This is a genomic window from Cellulomonas pasadenensis (assembly GCF_047229365.1).
Taxonomy (GTDB): Bacteria; Actinomycetota; Actinomycetes; order Actinomycetales; family Cellulomonadaceae; genus Cellulomonas.
This window is the reverse complement of the sequence record NZ_JBFTEP010000022.1, coordinates 1-16,738: the sequence shown is the minus strand read 5'-3', so window position 1 is coordinate 16,738 and position 16,738 is coordinate 1. Positions and strand designations below refer to the sequence as shown.

Genomic DNA, 16,738 nt, shown 5'->3' with positions numbered 1-16,738 from the left:
CAGGGCATGACGACGTCCGGCGGCGACCTCGGCTGGCAGCTCGGCACCCTGCTGGGCCGCTGGCGCGCGGCCGTCGAGCACGCCGTCGCCGACGTCCCGTCCGGCCCGCGCGGCTGGCACGTGCTCGCCGCGGTGGTCGACGGCGCCCCGCCGACGCAGGCGGCGCTGGCGGCGCGGCTCGGCATCGACCGGACGGTCATGACGTACCTCGTCGACAAGCTCGTCGGCTGCGGCCTCGTCGAGCGGCGTCCCGACCCCGCCGACCGGCGCGTGCGGCGGATCGCCCCCACCGACGCGGGGCGCGCCGCGCACACGGACCTCGCCGCCCGCGTCACGGCCGCGGAGGACGACGTCCTCGCGGGGCTCGAGCCCGCGGAGCGCACCGTGCTGCGCGGCCTCCTGACCCGGCTGACCGGCGCACCGGCGCACGGCGAGGACGTCTGCCGCGTGGTCCGCGAGGCGCCCGCACCCCCGGCCGACGTGCCCCACGCCGACGGGCCGCAGGTCGACGCCGACCCCGCCCGCACGGACAGCGCCCCGCCCCGCCCGGACGGGCGCCCGGCGCTCGTCGCCCGGGCCGTCGACGCCTGACGCGCGTCAGGCGGACGCGACGCGGTCCCGCAGGGTCGCGACGCCCGGCCCCGCGAGGTCGTCGAGGTACGCCGTCCGTCCCGCCGTCGCCATGACCAGGGCGAGCGTCGTCCCGCGCACCTCCGGTCCCTCGCCGGCGGCGAACGGCCCGTCCGTCGCCACCAGGTGCAGCCCGCGGGCCGCGCTCGCGCTGTGCACGGCGAAGTCGCGCCGGACGTAGAACTCCGCGACCGCGGTCACGGCCTCCAGCGACGGCGTCGTCGCGATCCCGAGCGGGCGCCGCACGTCCTGCGCGTGCACGACGACCTCGCCGAGCCACGCGGCCGTGTCGCCGGAGGGGGCGGTCGTGCGGTCGACCGCCGCGCGGAAGTTCGCGAGGGTCTCGGCGGGCGTCGCCCCGCGGTGCTCCGCGAGCCGGCGCGCGTTGTGCACGTCCGCGTCGAAGCGGGCGCCCACGATGCTCGCCAGCCACCGCATCGGCGTCATGTGCGCCGCCGCCGTGAGGTGCGCGACGACGTCCTCGACCGTCCAGCGCCCGCACAGCGACGGCGTGGCCCAGGCGGCGTCGTCGAGGCCGGCGAGGTCGGCGGCGAGGGCCGCACGCTCGGCACGGACGGCGGCGGACAGGACGGCACGGTCGGCACGGCCGGGCACGGCACCTCCAGGGGCGAGAGGACGGACGTGCACGCACCCTACGGGGAGGCGGCCCGCCGGCGGGCGCGTCGCTGCACCTCCGGCAGCCGATCGCTCGCGGTGCCCCCGGGAGGCTCTTCCGCCGACAACCGGCGCGGGGTTGACTCAGGTATGTACCTGCAAGGAGGCCGCGATGCCCCACGTCACGTCTCGCGAGTTCAACCACGACGTCTCCGCCGCCAAGCGCGCGGCCAAGGACGGGCCGGTCGTGATCACCGACCGCGGTGAGCCCTCGCACGTGCTGCTCACGTACGCCGACTCCCAGCGCATGACGCGCCGCGCTGCGCGTCCGTCCTTGTCCGAGGCCCTCCGCATGGACGACGACGTCGAACTCGAGCCGGGCCGCGTGGCGTTCGACGTCCGCCCGGTGGACCTGTGAGCCACCTGCTCGACACGAACGTCCTCTCCGAGCTGCGCCGACGTGCTCCCGACCCGCGGGGCGTCGCGTGGGTCGACGGCCAGGACCCCGAGTCGCTCTTCCTGTCGGTCATGACCGTGTACGAGATCGAGCTCGGCATCCGGTCGGTCGAGCGACGCGACCCGGTGCAGGCGTCGTCACTGCGGACGTGGTTCGCGACCCGCGTCCTGACCGAGTTCGCCGACCGCGTCCTGCCGGCACCTGGCGGCAGTGACGCCTCACGCCTCCCGTCGGCGGCCGGCGTGAGAGGTACTGGCGTCGCCCCGCCGCCCGGGACCACACTCGCGCCATGGAGTACCGGACCACGATCCTCGCCACGGGCGGCACGACGACCGGTATCCCGGTCCCCGACGACGTCATGACGGCCCTCGGCGGCGGCGGACGGCCGAGGGTGACCGCGACGGTCGGCGGCTACACGTTCACGACGACGGTCGGCACCCGCGACGGCCGCCGGCTCCTGCCGTTCAGCAGCGACCGCCGCAAGGAGAGCGGCCTCGCGGCGGGCGACGAGGTCACCGTGTCGATCGCGCTCGCGGACGCGTGAGCGCGGGACCCCGGAACACGGGCACGTCCGCAGTCGTTCGACCCGACGTGGACCAGGACCCGACGGCCGCCCCGGATGCCCGCGTCGACGGGCACCCGCCCGGCCGCGTGGACGGGCACGCGCCCGGCCGCGTCGACGGGCACGTGCGCGACGGTCGTGCCGACACCGGTGCCCAGACCCGCGTCCTGACCGAGCTCGTGCACGTGCGCACCGGCCGCCTGCTGCGCCCCGACGCCGACCCGGACGAGCTCCCGCGGCGCATCCGCGCGCTCCAGCGCGAGCTCACGCGCTTCCTCATGACCTACCAGTTCGGCATCGACGAGGTGCTGACGAAGGTCAACATCCTGCGCGAGGAGTTCGAGCAGACGCACGACCACAGCCCCATCGAGCACGTGCGCTCCCGGCTGAAGTCGATGGACTCGCTCGTGCAGAAGGTGCTCCGCACGGCGTGCGAGCCGACGCTGCCGGCGATCCGCGAGCGCATCCGCGACGTGGCGGGCGTGCGGATCACGACGAGCTTCGTCTCCGACGCGTACTGGGTGGTGCGGATGCTTTCGCGCCAGCCCGACGTCGACGTCGTCGAGGTGAAGGACTACATCGCGCACCCGAAGCCGAACGGGTACCGCTCGCTGCACGTCATCGTGCGCGTGCCCGTGTTCCTGTCGGACCGCACGGAGCACGTGTACGTCGAGCTGCAGGTGCGGACGATCGCCATGGACTTCTGGGCGAGCATCGAGCACCAGCTGTACTACAAGTACGACCGCGAGGTACCGCCGCACCTGCTGGGGGAGCTCGAGGACGCGGCCCGCGTCGCGGCCGACCTGGACCAGCGGATGGGCCGGCTGCGCGACGAGCTGCGGAGCCTGTCGACCCCCTGACCGGCGCACGCCGGCGCCGACGGGACGTCGGCGGATCCGTGCCCGAGCGGTCGGACGTGGCCGGCCTTCCTCGCCGCACCCGGTCGCCGCCCCGGACCCTAGGGTGGCGTCCGCACCGGCGGACGGAGGAGGAGCGACATGCGCATGCACCGACCACGCCGGCGGGGTCGCGTCCGCCGGTTCCTCGGCGGGGTCGTCGAGTCGGCCGACGGCATCGAGGCGGGCGTCCTGCTGCTGCGGCTGCTCACCGCGCCCCTGCGGCTGCTGCTCCGGCTCCTGGAGTAGACGCGCTCACCAGGGCAGGGACGGTGTGCCCTCGGCCAGCCGGTACCGGCCGCGGTCGTCCTCCAGCTCCGTGCGCGTGCCGGGGTGGCGCGCCCAGTGCTCCAGCGAGCGGACGAGGACGGACGGTCGCACGTCGAGCAGCGGCAGCGGCACGGCCAGCCCCGGCCGGCGCGGCGTCCGCGGCAGCACGCCACGGCGTCGGTGCCAGCGCCACGACGGTGCGTCCGGGCGGGCCTCCACCACGAGGTCGACGTAGCGGCCCGTGTCCACCAGCCGCACGCCCGCGACGTCGTCCCACGCCAGCGTGCCGGCGCCGTCCCCGGCGTGCAGGTGCAGGCCCTCGCGGCTGAGCACGAGCCGGCCGCCGTGCCGCGCGCGCAGCCACAGGTCGGGCACGCAGACCAGCACCGGCAGCGCCGCCAGCCACAGCAGCACGGCGCCGCCCGACCCGTGCGCCGCCACGGCCCCCGTCACGAGCGCGGCGGCGACCGCGGTCGTCCCGGACGCCTGCACCCACGGGACGGTCCCGGCGGGGGGCAGCACCACCGCCGGCCGGCCCTCCACCGTCGCCACGTCGACCCGTGCGCCGTCGGCGGGCCCCGGCCGCCGGAGGTGCAGCACGCCGACACCGACGCCGACGGCGACCCACGCCAGGCCGATCGCGACGCCCGCGGCCCACCCGGTCCCGTCGGCCTCCGCCAGCGCCCACGCCGACCCGGCCGCCAGCGCCGCGCCGAGCAGCACGTTCGTCACGGTGACGAACCAGAGGAAGCCCCGGCCGGCGGGGCGCCGGCCGTCGCGGACGAACGCCCACACCTCCGGCACCGTGCCGAGCGGCACCCGGAGGCGGCGCAGCTCGGTGTCGCCGCGCTGCAGGAGCTCGTGCGTCGTGCGCTCGCCCCACGTCGCCATGGCGGCTCCCTCCGTGCGTCCCGGGGACGGCCGGTGGGGCCGTCGGGCGCCGATCCTGCCAGCCCGCCGCCGAGCGCGAGGGTGGGACCCCCGGTCCCCGGACCGGCGCGGCCTTCCGCGCACCACGGTCGGCACGCAGGCTCGTCCCGACGCCGCCGCCCGCACCGGGCGGCGGCCCCGACGAGGAGGACCCATGACGGACACCCGCATCGCCCTGGTCACCGGCGGCAACCGCGGCCTCGGCCGCGTGACCGTGCGCGCGCTCGCGGCGGACGGCCTCGACGTCGTCCTCACGTACCGGCAGCACGAGGACGAGGCCGCCGAGGTGGTCGCCGAGGCGCAGGCGGCGGGCCGGCGCGCCGTGGCGCTGCGCCTCGACACGGGCGACGTCGCGGACGTCACCGGGTTCCCCGACCGGCTGGCCGACGCGCTCACCGCCACCTGGGGCCGCGACCGGTTCGACGTGCTCGTGAACAACGCCGGGCACGCGGTGCCGACGCCCCTCGGCGGCACCACGGCGGAGCACCTGCAGAGCCTGTTCGACGTGCACGTGCGCGGCGTCTTCCTCCTCACGCAGGGCCTCGCGCCGCTGCTCGCCGACGGCGGCCGGGTCGTCAACCTGTCGAGCGGGCTGGCGCGGTTCGTCTCGCCCGGCGGCCTGTCGGCGTACGGGGCGATGAAGGCGGCGGTCGAGGCGCTGACGCGCTGGTGGGCGCTCGAGCTCGGGGAGCGCGGCATCACGGTCAACGTGGTGGCCCCCGGCCCGGTGGCGACGGACTTCGGCGGCGGCCGCGTGCGGGACTCCGCGGAGACGCGCACCGCGCTCGGCGCGCAGGCCGCGCTCGGGCGGGTCGGCGAGGCGGAGGACATCGGTCCCGTGGTCGCGGCCGTCGCGTCGCCCGCGCTCGCGTGGGTGACCGGCCAGCGCCTCGAGGCGTCGGGCGGCACGCGCCTGTGACGTCCGGCGACGACGACGCCCGTGCGCTGCCGGTCCGGCCGCGCGCGGGCGTCCTTGCCCGCCGGCCCGCCGGGGCGAAGACTGCGGGCGTGGACCGCACCCAGCTCGCCGACTTCCTGCGGACCCGTCGCGAGGCGCTCCAGCCCGAGGACGTCGGCCTGCCGCGCGGCGCCCGCCGGCGCGCCCCGGGGCTGCGGCGCGAGGAGGTCGCGCTCCTCTGCGACATGTCCGTCGACTACTGGTCGCGCCTCGAGCAGGGCCGCGGGCCGCAGCCGTCCGACCAGATGCTCACGGCGGTCGCCCGCGGGCTGCGCCTGACCCTCGCCGAGCGGGACCACCTGTTCCGGCTCGCGGGGCACCACGCGCCCGAGCGCGTGGGCCGCTCCGAGCACGTCGCGCCCGGGCTCATGCGCGTGCTCGACCGCCTGCACGACACCCCGGCCCAGGTCATGACGGACCTCGGGGAGACGCTCGTGCAGAACGACGCCGCCGTCGCGCTGTTCGGCGACGCGTCGCGCCTGACGGGCCTCGACCGCGTCGCCGCGTACCGGTGGTTCACGGACCCGGCGTCCCGGCGGATCTACCCCGAGCGCGACCACGCCCTGCGCGGACGCGTGTTCGTCGCCGAGCTCCGCACCGCCCTGGCCCGGCAGGGCGCCGGCTCGCGCGCCGAGCAGGCCGTCACCGCGCTGCTCGCGTCCGGCGAGGAGTTCGCGCGCGTGTGGGCCGACCACGAGGTCGGGCTCGTCCACGGGCCGACCAAGTGCCTCGTGCACCCCGAGGTCGGCGAGCTCACGCTCGAGTGCCAGAAGCTGCTCGACGCCGAGCAGTCCCAGGTGCTCCTCGTCCTCACCGCCGTCCCCGGCACCCCGGACGACGACAAGCTCCGCCTCCTCACGACGCTCGGCCGCCACCCGGTCGACGCCTGACCCCCGTCACCGGCCCGCCCGGCGACACCGCCGGCCGGACACCCGCCCGCGTCCCCCCACGCCGAGCGCGGTACCTCCCACCGAGTGCGGCACGTGCACCACCCGCACTCGGTGCGACGTGCAGCACTCGGCGTCGCGCGCAGGTCCGTCCGTGGAAGGGGTTGTGCTCGCGTCGGTTCAGTGGTTCATTAGTCATGTAACGAACCACAGAACAGGAACGGAGGGACGCCGTGTTCGACGGCCGTGACCCCGTGTACCTGCAGATCGCCGACCAGATCCGCCAGGACGTCCTCTCGGGCGACCTCGCGGCCGAGGAGCAGGTCATGTCCACCACGCAGTACGCCACGACGTTCCGGATCAACCCGGCGACGGCCGCCAAGGCCTTCAACCAGCTCGTCGACGAGGGTGTCCTCTACAAGCGCCGGGGCGTCGGCATGTTCGTCGCCCCGGGTGCCCGCGAGCGCCTCCTCGCCGAGAGCCGCGAGACGTTCTTCACCGACACCGTGGACCCGGTCGCCGACGCGGCACGGGTGCTCGGCATCCCCGTCGAGGAGGTCGTGGCCCGCCTGCGCGAGCGCGCGGCCCACCTCGACGCCACCACCACCACGACCACCGACACGGAGGCCGCACGATGACCGCCACCAGCCCCGGCTACGGCGTCACGCTGCGCGGGGTCACCCAGCGCTTCGGCGACACGGTCGCGCTCGACGGCGTCGACCTGGAGATCCGCCCCGGCACCATCACCGGGCTGCTCGGCCGCAACGGCTCGGGCAAGACGACGCTCGGCGCGCTCGTCGCCGCGTTCCGCCGGCCGACGTCCGGCCAGGTGCTCGTCGACGGCGAGGACCCGTGGGAGAACGAGCGCACCGCGCCCGGCGTCTGCCTCGTCCGCGAGTCCGGCGACGTCCTCGACGAGGACCGGCTGCGCGACAACCTCGACTTCTTCGCGGGCGCCCGCCCGACCTTCGACCGCGCGTTCGCGGCCGAGCTCATGGAGCTGTTCGAGCTGGACCCGAAGAGCAAGCCGAGCAGGCTGTCGCGGGGGAAGAAGTCGGCGTTCGGCATCACGATCGGACTGGCGAGCCGCGCACCGCTGACGGTCCTCGACGAGGTCCACCTCGGGCTCGACGCCCCGAGCCGGTACGCGTTCTACGACACGCTGCTCGCCGACTACCTCGCGCACCCGCGCACGATCGTGCTGTCGAGCCACCTCATCGAGGAGATCGAGCGGCTGATCGAGGACGTCGTCGTGCTCGACCGCGGCCGGGTGCTGATCACGCAGGACGCCGACTCGCTGCGCGCGGAGGGCGTCTCCGTCACCGGACCGCAGGACGCGGTCGACGCGTTCGTCGCCGGCCGCACGGTGCTCGGCACCCAGCGGCTCGGCCGCACCGCGCAGGTCACCGTGCGGGGCGTCCTCACCGACACCGACGTCGCGCAGGCGCGCGCCACGGGGCTCGAGCTGGGACCCGTCCCCCTGCAGGACCTGTTCGTCCACCTGACCGACCCCCGCCGCCGCGACGGCGCCGTGACGGCCGGCACCGGGAGCGAGGTCCTGCCGTGAGCGCCACCACCGTCACCGCGCCGGCCGTCCGCCGCCCGTCGCCGCTCGCGCACGCGCTGCACCGCCAGCTCGGCGTCGCCGTGTACCTGGCCGGCTGGTACTGGGCGATCGCGCTGGTCGTGCTGCTCGTCGCGACGCTCGTCGTCTGGCGCGTCAACGGCACCGTCGACGTGTCGATCGTCGCCTACGCGCGCCAGTCCGCCATCTGGTTCCCGTTCTCGCAGGCGATCCTGCTCATCGCGGGGCTGCTGCGGGCGCACGTCGCGGCCGGCATGACGCGCCGCACCTTCGTCCGCGCGTCCCTGGTCGCGGCGGTGTCGACGGGCCTCGGCTACACGCTCGTCCTGTCCGCGCTGCTGGTGGTCGAGCGCGCGCTGCACGCCGCGGTCGGCTGGGACGCGGAGATCCTCGAGCAGGGCTTCGAGCTGACCGGCCGGGACTTCCCGGCCATGGTCGCCGAGCTCGCGCCCGCGCTCGTCCTCGCGAACCTCTGCGGCCTGCTGGTCGGGGTCGTCTTCCACCGCTTCGGCGGCTGGTGGGGCACCGTGACGCTCCCGCTCACGGTCCTGCCGATCGTCGCGACCCTCGCCCTCGCCGGCGAGTGGTTCGGCCCCGTCCCGCTCGACGGGCTCGTCGACGTCGCGGGCGGCGCGCCGCTGCTCACCGGCGCCGTCCTCGCACTCGTCACGGCGGCCGTCTACGTCGCGCTCGTCCGCTCCACGCCCGTCCGCACCCCGCGCTGACCACGCGGCCCGATCGCCGCACCGCGCCGGCCCCGAGACACCGGAGGACCCGATGACCACCGCCACCGCCACCCGGCCCGTGACCCGGCCCTCGCCGCTGCGGCACGCGCTGCGCGTGCAGCTGCGCCTGGTGGCACCGCTGACCCTGTGGTTCTGGGCGATCGCCGTCGTCGGCGCCGTGGTCGCTACGGTGGTCCTCGCCGCGGTGCGGGACGACGTCGTGACGACCGTGGTCGGGCTCGCCCGGCAGGGCGGCATCTGGGTCCTGTTCGCCCAGTCGATCGTGCTCGTGGCCGTGTACCTGCGGGTGCACGTCGCCGCCGGCATGACGCGCCGTGTCTTCGTCCGGTCGAGCGCCGTCACCGCCGTCGGCGTCGGGGTCCTGTACGGGGTCGTTCTGACCGTGCTCGTGCTGCTCGAGGGGGTCGTGCACGACGCCCTCGGCTGGGACACCACCGTCACCGACGCCCTGCTGCCCGGACCGCACGACTCGGCCGCGGCGCTCCTCGCCGAGTACGTGCCGATGCACGTCGTCGCGAGCGTCACGGGGCTGCTCGTCGGGTCGGCCTACCAGCGCCTCGGTGGCTGGTGGGGCACCCTCGCGCTGCCGCTGACGTTCCTCCCGCTCGCCGCCCTCCTCTCGCTGTCGGCCGGGCAGGTCGGCCCGGTCACCCTCGCCGAGCCGCTCGGCGCCGGCGCCGCCACCGCCGTGCACGTGCTCGGCGCCCTGGTCCTCACGGCAGTCGCGACCGCCGCGCACGCGGCGGTCACCCGCTCGCTCCCGCTGCGCACCACCGGCTGAGCCCGGCTCCGCACCGGGCGGCGCCCGCGCCCCACTCCGTACGCCGTACCTCCCGCACCGCTCGCACCCCGTCCCCACGGGACCGGCCCCACGCCGGCCCCGCGGCACCCCGCACCCTCGCACCGCCCGCACCGCACCGCCCGCACCGCACCCATCCAGCACACCGGAGGGCACCATGAGCACCCCCGTCATCCAGGCGGACCACCTGCGCAAGACCTACGGCAGCACCGTCGCCGTCGCGGACGTCAGCCTCACCGTCGAGCGCGGCGAGATCTACGGCGTCCTCGGGCGCAACGGCGCCGGCAAGACCACGACCGTCGAGATGATCGCGGGTCTGCGCCGGCCCGACGCGGGCACCGTCCGCGTCCTCGGCCTCGACCCGACGCGCGACGCCGTCGCGCTGCACGAGCGCGTCGGCCTGCAGCTGCAGGAGAGCGCGCTGCCGGACCGGCTGCGCGTGCGCGAGGCCCTCGACCTGTACGCGTCCTTCTACGCGGACCCGGCCGACCCCGCGGACCTGCTCGACCTGCTCGGGCTGACCGCGAAGGCGCAGACGGCGTTCAAGGACCTGTCGGGCGGGCAGAAGCAGCGGCTGTCGGTCGCGCTCGCGCTCGTCGGGCGGCCGCAGCTCGCGATCCTCGACGAGCTGACCACGGGTCTCGACCCGCACGCGCGGCGCGAGACCTGGGCCGTCGTCGAGGCGATCCGCGACTCCGGCGTGACGATCGTGCTGGTCACGCACCTCATGGAGGAGGCGGAGCGCCTCTGCGACCGCATCGCCCTCATCGCGTCCGGGCGGGTCAGCGCGGTGGGCACGCCGGAGGAGATCGTCGCGCTCGCGCACGGCGAGCAGGTGCTGCGCGTGCGCCCCGACGGCGGCGTCGGCGACGACGTCCTGCTCGGCGCGCTCGCGGGCGTGCCGGGGGTGCGGGAGGCGTCCGTCACCGACCGCACGCTCGTCGTCCGCGGCGGCGGGACGCTCGTGCAGGACGTGCTGGTCGCCCTCGACCGGCACGGCGTGCGCACGTCCGACGTCCGCCTCGACCGCGCGTCCCTCGAGGACGCGTTCGTGTCGCTCACCGGCGACGGGTCCGAGACCCCCGCCGACGCCCGTGCCACCGTCCCCGCGTCCACCTCGGAGGTGTGACATGACCACCACGACCACTCCCCGTACCACCACGGCCCCGCGCGGACGCGCCCTCGCCCGCATGACCGCGACGGAGGCCCGCATGATGCTGCGCGACCCCTCGGTCGCGTTCTTCTCGGTCGTCTTCCCGGCGCTCCTGCTCGTCGTCCTCGGCGTGGCGATGCCGTGGGCCGACGAGCCGTACGACACGTCGGACCCGCTGCTGGCGCGCATCACCGCCATCACCGGGTACACACCGATCGTGCTCAGCCTGGCGATCGCCACCGTCGCGCTCTCGACGTTCCCCGCGACGGTCGCGACGTACCGGCAGCGCGGCGTGCTGCGGCGGCTGTCGACCACGCCGGTCGGCCCGGGCCGGCTGCTGGTCGCGCAGGTGCTGGTCAACCTCGGTGCGCTGCTCCTCGCGGCGGCCCTCGCCGTCACCGCCGGGCTCGTGGTCCTCGACATCGCCGCCCCGACGCAGCCCCTGCTGCTGCTCGGCGTGTTCGTCCTCGCGGTCGTCGCGGTGTTCGCCATGGGGGCGCTCGTCGCGGCGCTCGCGCCGACCGCGGCGGCCGCGAACGGGTGGGGGATGATCCTCTACTTCGGGTCCCTGTTCTTCGCCGGCGTCTGGCTGCCGATGCCGGTCATGCCGGAGGTCGTGCAGCAGATCGCGACCTACCTCCCGCTCGGGGCGGCGTCGCAGGCGATGACGGCGGTCTGGGTGGGCCAGCCCTTCCCGACCACGCAGGTGCTCGTGCTCGCCGGCTGGACGCTCCTCGCCACGCCCGTCGCCGCGAAGCTGTTCCGCTGGTCCTGACCCCTCCCCGCCGGCGGCGCGACGCCGCCGGCACCCCGACCGGCACGGGCCGGGCCGCACCACGCCGTCAGAGGGACGGCGTCGGACGGCCCGGCCCGTCGCCGTGCGGGTGGGCGCGCTCCCACCAGTTCGTCCCGCGAATCGTTTAGCGACCTAGCCGCCCGTGCCGCACCTCACGAGAGTGAGCCGCGTCCAGACCGCCGGACCCGGGTGCACCGAGGCGCCCGCCCCGACGGTCCGTTCCTTCGTGCACCGCACCGGCCCGCGCACCCGCGCGCGCCGGGACACCGGGGACCCCGCACCGACGCGCGCACCCCGGACGCCGAGAAAGGTACGGAAACGATGTCCTCATCCACCCGACGGCGTGCCGTCAGAGCGGCCTGGGCCGTCCTGACCGCCACGTCGCTCGTGGGCATCGCGGGTGCTCAGTCCGCGATCGCCCTGTCGGGCCCGGCCGCGCCGGCCGCCCCCGTCGCCGCGGCCGCCGCGCCGGCCGACTCCGAGTACGCGAAGCGGTTCCTCGAGCAGTACGAGAAGATCAAGGACCCGGCCAACGGGTACTTCAGCCCGCAGGGCATCCCGTACCACGCGGTCGAGACCCTCATGGTCGAGGCGCCGGACCACGGTCACATGACGACGTCCGAGGCCTACAGCTACTGGCTCTGGCTCGAGGCGCTGTACGGCCAGCACACGGGTGAGTGGGCCCCGCTGAACACGGCGTGGAACACCATGGAGAGGTACATGATCCCGCAGTCGGCCGACCAGCCGACCACCTCGTTCTACGACCCGAGCAAGCCCGCGACGTACGCCGCGGAGTACAACCACCCGAGCCAGTACCCGTCGCAGCTCAACACGAGCGGCACCGTCGGCGTCGACCCGATCGCGAACGAGCTGAAGTCGACCTACGGCACGTCGGACATCTACCAGATGCACTGGCTCGCGGACGTGGACAACGTCTACGGGTTCGGCAACGCGCCCGGCGCGGGCTGCCAGCTCGGCCCGTCGCACGAGGGCGTCTCGCTCATCAACACGTTCCAGCGCGGCCCGCAGGAGTCGGTCTGGGAGACGATCCCGCAGCCGACCTGCGACGACTTCACGTTCGGCGGGCGGAACGGCTTCCTCGACATCTTCACCGGCGACGCGCAGTACGCGAAGCAGTGGAAGTACACGTCGGCGTCCGACGCCGACGCGCGCGCCGTCGAGGCCGTCTACTGGGCCAACAAGTGGGCGACCGAGCAGGGCAAGGCGGCGGAGGTCGCCGGGACGGTCGCGAAGGCCGCCAAGCTCGGCGACTACCTGCGGTACACGCTGTTCGACAAGTACTTCAAGCAGATCGGCTGCACGTCGCCGTCGTGCCCCGCGGGCTCCGGCCGGAACAGCGCGCACTACCTGCTGTCCTGGTACATGGCGTGGGGCGGCGCGCAGGACGCGTCGGCCGGCTGGGCGTGGCGCATCAGCTCCTCGCACGCGCACTTCGGCTACCAGAACCCGTTCGCGGCGTGGGCGCTGTCCAACGACCCGAAGCTGACCCCCCGGTCGCCCACGGCGAAGGACGACTGGACCAAGGCGATGGACCGCCAGCTCGAGTTCTACACCTGGCTGCAGTCGTCCAACGGCCCGATCGCCGGCGGTGCCACGAACAGCTGGGACGGTGCCTACGCGCAGCCCCCGGCCGGCACCCCGACGTTCTACGGCATGGGCTACACCGAGGCGCCCGTCTACCACGACCCGCCGTCGAACCAGTGGTTCGGCATGCAGGCCTGGGGCGTGCAGCGCGTCGCCGAGCTGTACTACGAGACCGGCAACGCCAAGGCCAAGCGGGTCCTCGACAAGTGGGTCCCGTGGGTCGTCGCCAACATCAAGGTGGACGGCGCCGACTGGTCCGTGCCGAGCGAGCTCACGTGGTCGGGCAAGCCCGACACGTGGAACGCGGCGAACCCCGGGTCCAACGCCGGTCTCACCGTCACGCTGAAGAGCTCCGGCCAGGACGTCGGCGTCGCCGGCGACACCGCCCGCGCGCTCCTCTTCTACGCCGCCCGCTCGGGCGACACCGCGTCGCGCGACAAGGCCAAGGCGCTCCTCGACGCCATCTGGGCGAACAACCAGGACGCCCTCGGCGTCGCGGCGCCCGAGACGCGCGGGGACTACCAGCGCTTCGACGACACCTACGTGGCCGGCGGCAACGGCGTGTACGTGCCGCCGTCGTTCTCGGGCACCATGCCCAACGGCGACGTCATCAAGCCGGGCGTCTCCTTCCTCGACATCCGGTCCTTCTACAAGCAGGACCCGCAGTGGTCGAAGATCGAGACCGCGCTGCGCACGGGCGTGAACCCCACGTTCACGTACCACCGCTTCTGGTCGCAGACGGCCATCGCCGGCGCGCTGTCCGACTACGCGCGCCTGTTCGAGGGCGGCACGACGCCGACCCCGACGCCCACGCCCACGGTGACGCCGACGGTCACGCCGACCCCGACGGTCACCCCGACGCCGACGGTGACGCCGACCCCCACGGTCACGCCGACCCCGACGCAGAACCCGACCGGCACCTGCGCCGTCCGCTACACCAGCAACGGCTGGAACACGGGCTTCACGGCCTCGGTCCGCATCACCAACACCGGCACGTCGGCCCTCAGCGGGTGGACGCTCCGGTTCGACCACCCGTCCGGGCAGCGGGTCCAGCAGGGCTGGAGCGCCCAGTGGGCGCAGTCCGGCCAGACGGTGAGCGTCACGAACGCGGCCTGGAACGGCACGCTCGCGGCGGGCGCGTCGGTGGAGGTCGGCTACAACGGCTCGCACACGGGCCAGAACACGAAGCCGACGGCGTTCACGCTGAACGGCGCGACCTGCACCGTGTCGTGACCTCCGGCGCCTGACGGCACCACGCACGACCGACGGACCCCGCCACGACCCCATGCGTGGCGGTGAGGGGGCCGGTCCCGGGACACCCGGGGCCGGCCCTCCGTCGTGCCCCGGCCGTGCCCGGGAGCGGGGCCCGGAGGCGCCGGGGTAGGGCAGACCCCACCCCGCGGACGGGGGCCGGCACCGGTGTGCCCGGCACCGCCCGGGCCCTACGTTCGTCGTCATGACCGAGTCACCCGCACCGCCCGCCGCGGCGGCCGCCCCGGGATTCCCCGCGTGGGTCCCGGGCCGCGACACCGCACCGGCCGCCGCGCCCGCCGCCGGCCCCGCCGCCGGTCCTCTTGCCGGACCGACGGGCCGTGCGGACGTCGTCCCGCTGCTCGACGACGTCCGGCTCGTGGCTCCCGCGTTCGCGGGCGGCCGCGCCCTGGCGCTCGCTCCCGTCTCCGCCGCGACGTGGCGGGCGCTCGGACAGCTCGTCGTGGCGGCGTTCTGGACGGTCACCGTCGCGACCGTGCTGCTCACGGGCGTCGCGGTGGGGCTCTCGCTCGTGCTGCTCGTGGTGGGGCTGCCCGTGCTGCTCGCGCTGCTGGCCCTGGCCCGCGCGTACGGACGTGCCGAGCGCGCCCGGCTGCGCGCGCAGCTCGGCGCGGACGTCCCCGCCCCGGGCCGGGTCGTGCGCCGCCCGGGGTTCCGCGGCTGGTGGCTGCTGCTCCTCGACGGGCGGGCGTGGGCAGCCGTCGTGCACAGCGCGCTCGCGGCGCTGCTCACCTGGGTCGCCACCGTCGTCGCGGTGGGGCTCGCGGCCGTCGGCCTCGTCGCGGGCGTCGAGCTCGTCGTGCCGGCCGCCCGCGCCGCGCTGCAGATCGACCCGTGGGGCTGGGCCGTGCTCGTGCTGCCCGTCGGCCTGTGGGGCGGCGCGTTCGTCGCGCAGGCCGCGACGCTCCTGCAGCTGCGGCTGAGCCGTGCGCTGCTCGGCGGCCGGTCGCGCGCCGAGGCGGAGCAGGCGGCCCGGGCCGCGGAGCAGCGCGCCGAGGACGCCGAGGTCCGCGCCGTCCGGCTGCGCGAGACGCGCACGGCCGCCGTCGAGGCCGCCGACGCCGAGCGCCGCCGCATCGAGCGCGACCTGCACGACGGCGCGCAGCAGCGGCTGGTGGCCCTCGGCGTGGAGCTCGGCGTCGCCCGCCGTGCGGTCGCCGGGGACCCGGAGGCGGCGGCGCGGGCGCTGGACACGGCGCACGCCGAGGTCAAGGAGGTCCTCGCCGAGCTGCGGGACCTCGTGCGCGGCGTGCACCCGGCCGTCCTCACCGACCGCGGGCTCGACGCGGCGCTGTCGGCGCTGGCGGCCCGCAGCCCCGTGCCGGTCCGCGTCGACGCCGCCGGGCTCGGGCACGGCGCCCCGGCGAGCTCGTCCGCGCAGGCCGCGGCGTACTTCGTGGTGGCGGAGGCGCTGACGAACGTCGCCAAGCACGCCGGTGCCGCGTCCGCCGCGGTGCGGGCGGACGTCGTCGGCGCCGGCGCCGGCGCCCGCCTGCGGGTGCGCGTCAGCGACGACGGCCGTGGTGGCGCCCGGGCGACGCCGGGCAGCGGGCTGGACGGCCTGCGCCGGCGCGTCGAGGCCCTCGACGGCTCCTTCGACCTGGTCAGCCCCGCCGGGGCCGGCACCGTGCTCACCGTGGAGGTGCCGTGCGCATCGTGATCGCCGAGGACTCGGTCCTCCTGCTCGAGGGGCTGACGCGCCTGCTCGTCGCCGAGGGCCACCAGGTCACCGGCCACCGCACCGCCGACGAGCTCGTCGCCGCGCTCGGCGACCCGGAGGCGGACCTGCCCGACGTCGTCGTCACGGACGTCCGCATGCCGCCCACGCACACGGACGAGGGCCTGCGCGCCGCGGTGCACCTGCGCGGCCTGCACCCGCGGCTGCCGGTCCTCGTGCTCTCCCAGTACGTCGAGCAGCGGTACGCGCGCGAGCTGTTCGCCGCCGACGCGCGCGGCCTCGGCTACGTCCTCAAGGACCGCGTCGCCGACGTGGACGACTTCCTCGCCGCGCTGGCCCGCGTCGCCGCGGGCGGCACCGTGGTCGACCCCGAGGTCGTCGCCCAGGTCCTGGCCCGCAGCACCCGCTCCGCGCTCGACACCCTGACGCCCCGCGAGCGCGAGGTCATGGCGCTCATGGCGGAGGGCCGGTCCAACTCCGCCATCGCCGACCGCCTCGTCGTCGGCCTGCCCGCGGTGGAGAAGCACGTGACGTCCATCCTCACCAAGCTCGACCTGCCGCCCGACTCCGACGACCACCGCCGCGTCCTCGCGGTGCTCCGGTGGCTCGAGGACGGCCCGACGAACGGAACCTCCCGATGAGCGCACCGCACGACCCCACCGACCCGGGCGTGCCGGCCCCGGACGCCGCCACGCAGCCGCTGCCGTCCGCCGGGCCCGCGACCCTGCCGCTCCCCGCCGCGGGCGGCGGCGCACCCGCCGACGCGGCGACCCACGCCGGTCCCGCGGCCGACGCCACCGACGGGGCCGCCGCCGGTCCCACCGCCGGGCCCTCCGCCGGCCACGGGGGAGCGACGCCGCCGCCCGACGGGCCGGCCCCCGCGGCCGCCGGCGTCGCAC

At 75.8% G+C, this 16,738-nt stretch carries 19 protein-coding genes; 17 read left to right on the top strand and 2 right to left on the bottom strand.

Features of this window, described 5'->3' with window-relative positions; translation table 11 throughout:
- The first annotated feature begins 6 nt into the window (after positions 1 to 6).
- Complete coding sequence (locus tag AB6N23_RS05110) at positions 7 to 591, top strand: MarR family winged helix-turn-helix transcriptional regulator (RefSeq protein WP_412865014.1); 585 nt, start codon at positions 7 to 9, stop codon at positions 589 to 591.
- 6 nt (positions 592 to 597) lie between these two features.
- Here the strand turns inward: AB6N23_RS05110 and AB6N23_RS05105 are convergent, their stop codons facing one another.
- A complete protein-coding gene (locus AB6N23_RS05105) occupies positions 598 to 1,245 on the bottom strand; it encodes a maleylpyruvate isomerase family mycothiol-dependent enzyme (protein WP_412865013.1) in 648 nt (215 codons plus the stop codon).
- Between the two features lie 172 nt (positions 1,246 to 1,417).
- Here AB6N23_RS05105 and AB6N23_RS05100 point away from each other — a divergent pair, with 172 nt between their 5' ends.
- The 4 genes from AB6N23_RS05100 (at position 1,418) to AB6N23_RS05085 (ending at position 3,409) form a co-directional block, all read left to right on the top strand.
- Complete coding sequence (locus tag AB6N23_RS05100) at positions 1,418 to 1,663, top strand: type II toxin-antitoxin system prevent-host-death family antitoxin (protein ID WP_412865012.1); 246 nt, start codon at positions 1,418 to 1,420, stop codon at positions 1,661 to 1,663.
- Between the two features lie 328 nt (positions 1,664 to 1,991).
- Positions 1,992 to 2,246, top strand: coding sequence for a DUF1905 domain-containing protein (locus tag AB6N23_RS05095; protein ID WP_412865011.1), 255 nt, complete (start codon positions 1,992 to 1,994; stop codon positions 2,244 to 2,246).
- Positions 2,247 to 2,293: 47 nt separating this feature from the next.
- Entirely contained in the window at positions 2,294 to 3,124 is an 831-nt protein-coding gene (locus tag AB6N23_RS05090; RefSeq protein WP_412865010.1) for a GTP pyrophosphokinase, read from the top strand.
- 144 nt (positions 3,125 to 3,268) lie between these two features.
- Positions 3,269 to 3,409: a hypothetical protein gene (locus AB6N23_RS05085; protein ID WP_412865009.1), complete on the top strand. Its 141-nt coding sequence runs from the start codon at positions 3,269 to 3,271 to the stop codon at positions 3,407 to 3,409.
- Positions 3,410 to 3,415: 6 nt separating this feature from the next.
- Here AB6N23_RS05085 and AB6N23_RS05080 read toward each other — a convergent pair whose 3' ends face one another.
- Positions 3,416 to 4,321: a hypothetical protein gene (locus AB6N23_RS05080; RefSeq protein WP_412865008.1), complete on the bottom strand. Its 906-nt coding sequence runs from the start codon at positions 4,319 to 4,321 to the stop codon at positions 3,416 to 3,418.
- A gap of 193 nt (positions 4,322 to 4,514) precedes the next feature.
- Here AB6N23_RS05080 and AB6N23_RS05075 point away from each other — a divergent pair, with 193 nt between their 5' ends.
- The 12 genes from AB6N23_RS05075 to AB6N23_RS05020 form a co-directional block, all read left to right on the top strand.
- The gene (locus tag AB6N23_RS05075) at positions 4,515 to 5,279 is read left to right on the top strand and encodes an SDR family NAD(P)-dependent oxidoreductase (protein ID WP_412865007.1); all 765 of its coding nucleotides are present in this window, start codon (positions 4,515 to 4,517) and stop codon (positions 5,277 to 5,279) included.
- A gap of 89 nt (positions 5,280 to 5,368) precedes the next feature.
- Entirely contained in the window at positions 5,369 to 6,208 is an 840-nt protein-coding gene (locus tag AB6N23_RS05070; RefSeq protein WP_412865006.1) for a helix-turn-helix transcriptional regulator, read from the top strand.
- Positions 6,209 to 6,438: 230 nt separating this feature from the next.
- Positions 6,439 to 6,843 carry a GntR family transcriptional regulator gene (locus AB6N23_RS05065; RefSeq protein WP_378203437.1) on the top strand — a complete coding sequence of 135 codons (405 nt, stop codon included), beginning with the start codon at positions 6,439 to 6,441 and terminating at the stop codon, positions 6,841 to 6,843.
- Positions 6,840 to 7,772: an ABC transporter ATP-binding protein gene (locus AB6N23_RS05060; RefSeq protein ID WP_412865005.1), complete on the top strand. Its 933-nt coding sequence runs from the start codon at positions 6,840 to 6,842 to the stop codon at positions 7,770 to 7,772. The genes AB6N23_RS05065 and AB6N23_RS05060 overlap by 4 nt, the downstream gene beginning before the upstream one ends.
- A complete protein-coding gene (locus AB6N23_RS05055; protein WP_412865004.1) occupies positions 7,769 to 8,515 on the top strand; it encodes a hypothetical protein in 747 nt (248 codons plus the stop codon). Before AB6N23_RS05060 ends, AB6N23_RS05055 begins: the two co-directional genes overlap by 4 nt.
- A 52-nt stretch (positions 8,516 to 8,567) precedes the next feature.
- The gene (locus AB6N23_RS05050) at positions 8,568 to 9,317 is read left to right on the top strand and encodes a hypothetical protein (RefSeq protein WP_412865003.1); all 750 of its coding nucleotides are present in this window, start codon (positions 8,568 to 8,570) and stop codon (positions 9,315 to 9,317) included.
- Between the two features lie 175 nt (positions 9,318 to 9,492).
- The gene (locus tag AB6N23_RS05045; RefSeq protein ID WP_412865002.1) at positions 9,493 to 10,464 is read left to right on the top strand and encodes an ABC transporter ATP-binding protein; all 972 of its coding nucleotides are present in this window, start codon (positions 9,493 to 9,495) and stop codon (positions 10,462 to 10,464) included.
- Position 10,465: 1 nt separating this feature from the next.
- Positions 10,466 to 11,263: an ABC transporter permease gene (locus tag AB6N23_RS05040; protein WP_412865001.1), complete on the top strand. Its 798-nt coding sequence runs from the start codon at positions 10,466 to 10,468 to the stop codon at positions 11,261 to 11,263.
- A 342-nt stretch (positions 11,264 to 11,605) separates the two neighbouring features.
- On the top strand, positions 11,606 to 14,122 hold the full coding sequence (locus AB6N23_RS05035; protein WP_412865000.1) for a glycoside hydrolase family 48 protein: 2,517 nt from the start codon (positions 11,606 to 11,608) through the stop codon (positions 14,120 to 14,122).
- A 223-nt stretch (positions 14,123 to 14,345) separates the two neighbouring features.
- On the top strand, positions 14,346 to 15,821 hold the full coding sequence (locus AB6N23_RS05030) for a histidine kinase (protein ID WP_412864999.1): 1,476 nt from the start codon (positions 14,346 to 14,348) through the stop codon (positions 15,819 to 15,821).
- The gene (locus tag AB6N23_RS05025) at positions 15,809 to 16,480 is read left to right on the top strand and encodes a response regulator (protein WP_412864998.1); all 672 of its coding nucleotides are present in this window, start codon (positions 15,809 to 15,811) and stop codon (positions 16,478 to 16,480) included. Before AB6N23_RS05030 ends, AB6N23_RS05025 begins: the two co-directional genes overlap by 13 nt.
- Positions 16,477 to 16,738: hypothetical protein (locus AB6N23_RS05020; RefSeq protein WP_412864997.1), on the top strand; the 262-nt coding region annotated here is incomplete at its 3' end. The genes AB6N23_RS05025 and AB6N23_RS05020, both read left to right, overlap by 4 nt.

Bases quoted from the DNA above. Each gene is read 5' to 3' on its own strand.
- AB6N23_RS05060 (WP_412865005.1), top strand. From the start codon at position 6,840: ATGACCGCCACCAGCCCCGGCTACGGCGTCACGCTGCGCGGGGTCACC.
- AB6N23_RS05085 (WP_412865009.1), top strand. From the start codon at position 3,269: ATGCACCGACCACGCCGGCGGGGTCGCGTCCGCCGGTTCCTCGGCGGG.
- AB6N23_RS05050 (WP_412865003.1), top strand. From the start codon at position 8,568: ATGACCACCGCCACCGCCACCCGGCCCGTGACCCGGCCCTCGCCGCTG.
- AB6N23_RS05095 (WP_412865011.1), top strand. From the start codon at position 1,992: ATGGAGTACCGGACCACGATCCTCGCCACGGGCGGCACGACGACCGGT.
- AB6N23_RS05035 (WP_412865000.1), top strand. From the start codon at position 11,606: ATGTCCTCATCCACCCGACGGCGTGCCGTCAGAGCGGCCTGGGCCGTC.
- AB6N23_RS05040 (WP_412865001.1), top strand. From the start codon at position 10,466: ATGACCACCACGACCACTCCCCGTACCACCACGGCCCCGCGCGGACGC.
- AB6N23_RS05045 (WP_412865002.1), top strand. From the start codon at position 9,493: ATGAGCACCCCCGTCATCCAGGCGGACCACCTGCGCAAGACCTACGGC.
- AB6N23_RS05100 (WP_412865012.1), top strand. From the start codon at position 1,418: ATGCCCCACGTCACGTCTCGCGAGTTCAACCACGACGTCTCCGCCGCC.
- AB6N23_RS05030 (WP_412864999.1), top strand. From the start codon at position 14,346: ATGACCGAGTCACCCGCACCGCCCGCCGCGGCGGCCGCCCCGGGATTC.
- AB6N23_RS05080 (WP_412865008.1), bottom strand. From the start codon at position 4,321: ATGGCGACGTGGGGCGAGCGCACGACGCACGAGCTCCTGCAGCGCGGC.
- AB6N23_RS05110 (WP_412865014.1), top strand. From the start codon at position 7: ATGACGACGTCCGGCGGCGACCTCGGCTGGCAGCTCGGCACCCTGCTG.
- AB6N23_RS05075 (WP_412865007.1), top strand. From the start codon at position 4,515: ATGACGGACACCCGCATCGCCCTGGTCACCGGCGGCAACCGCGGCCTC.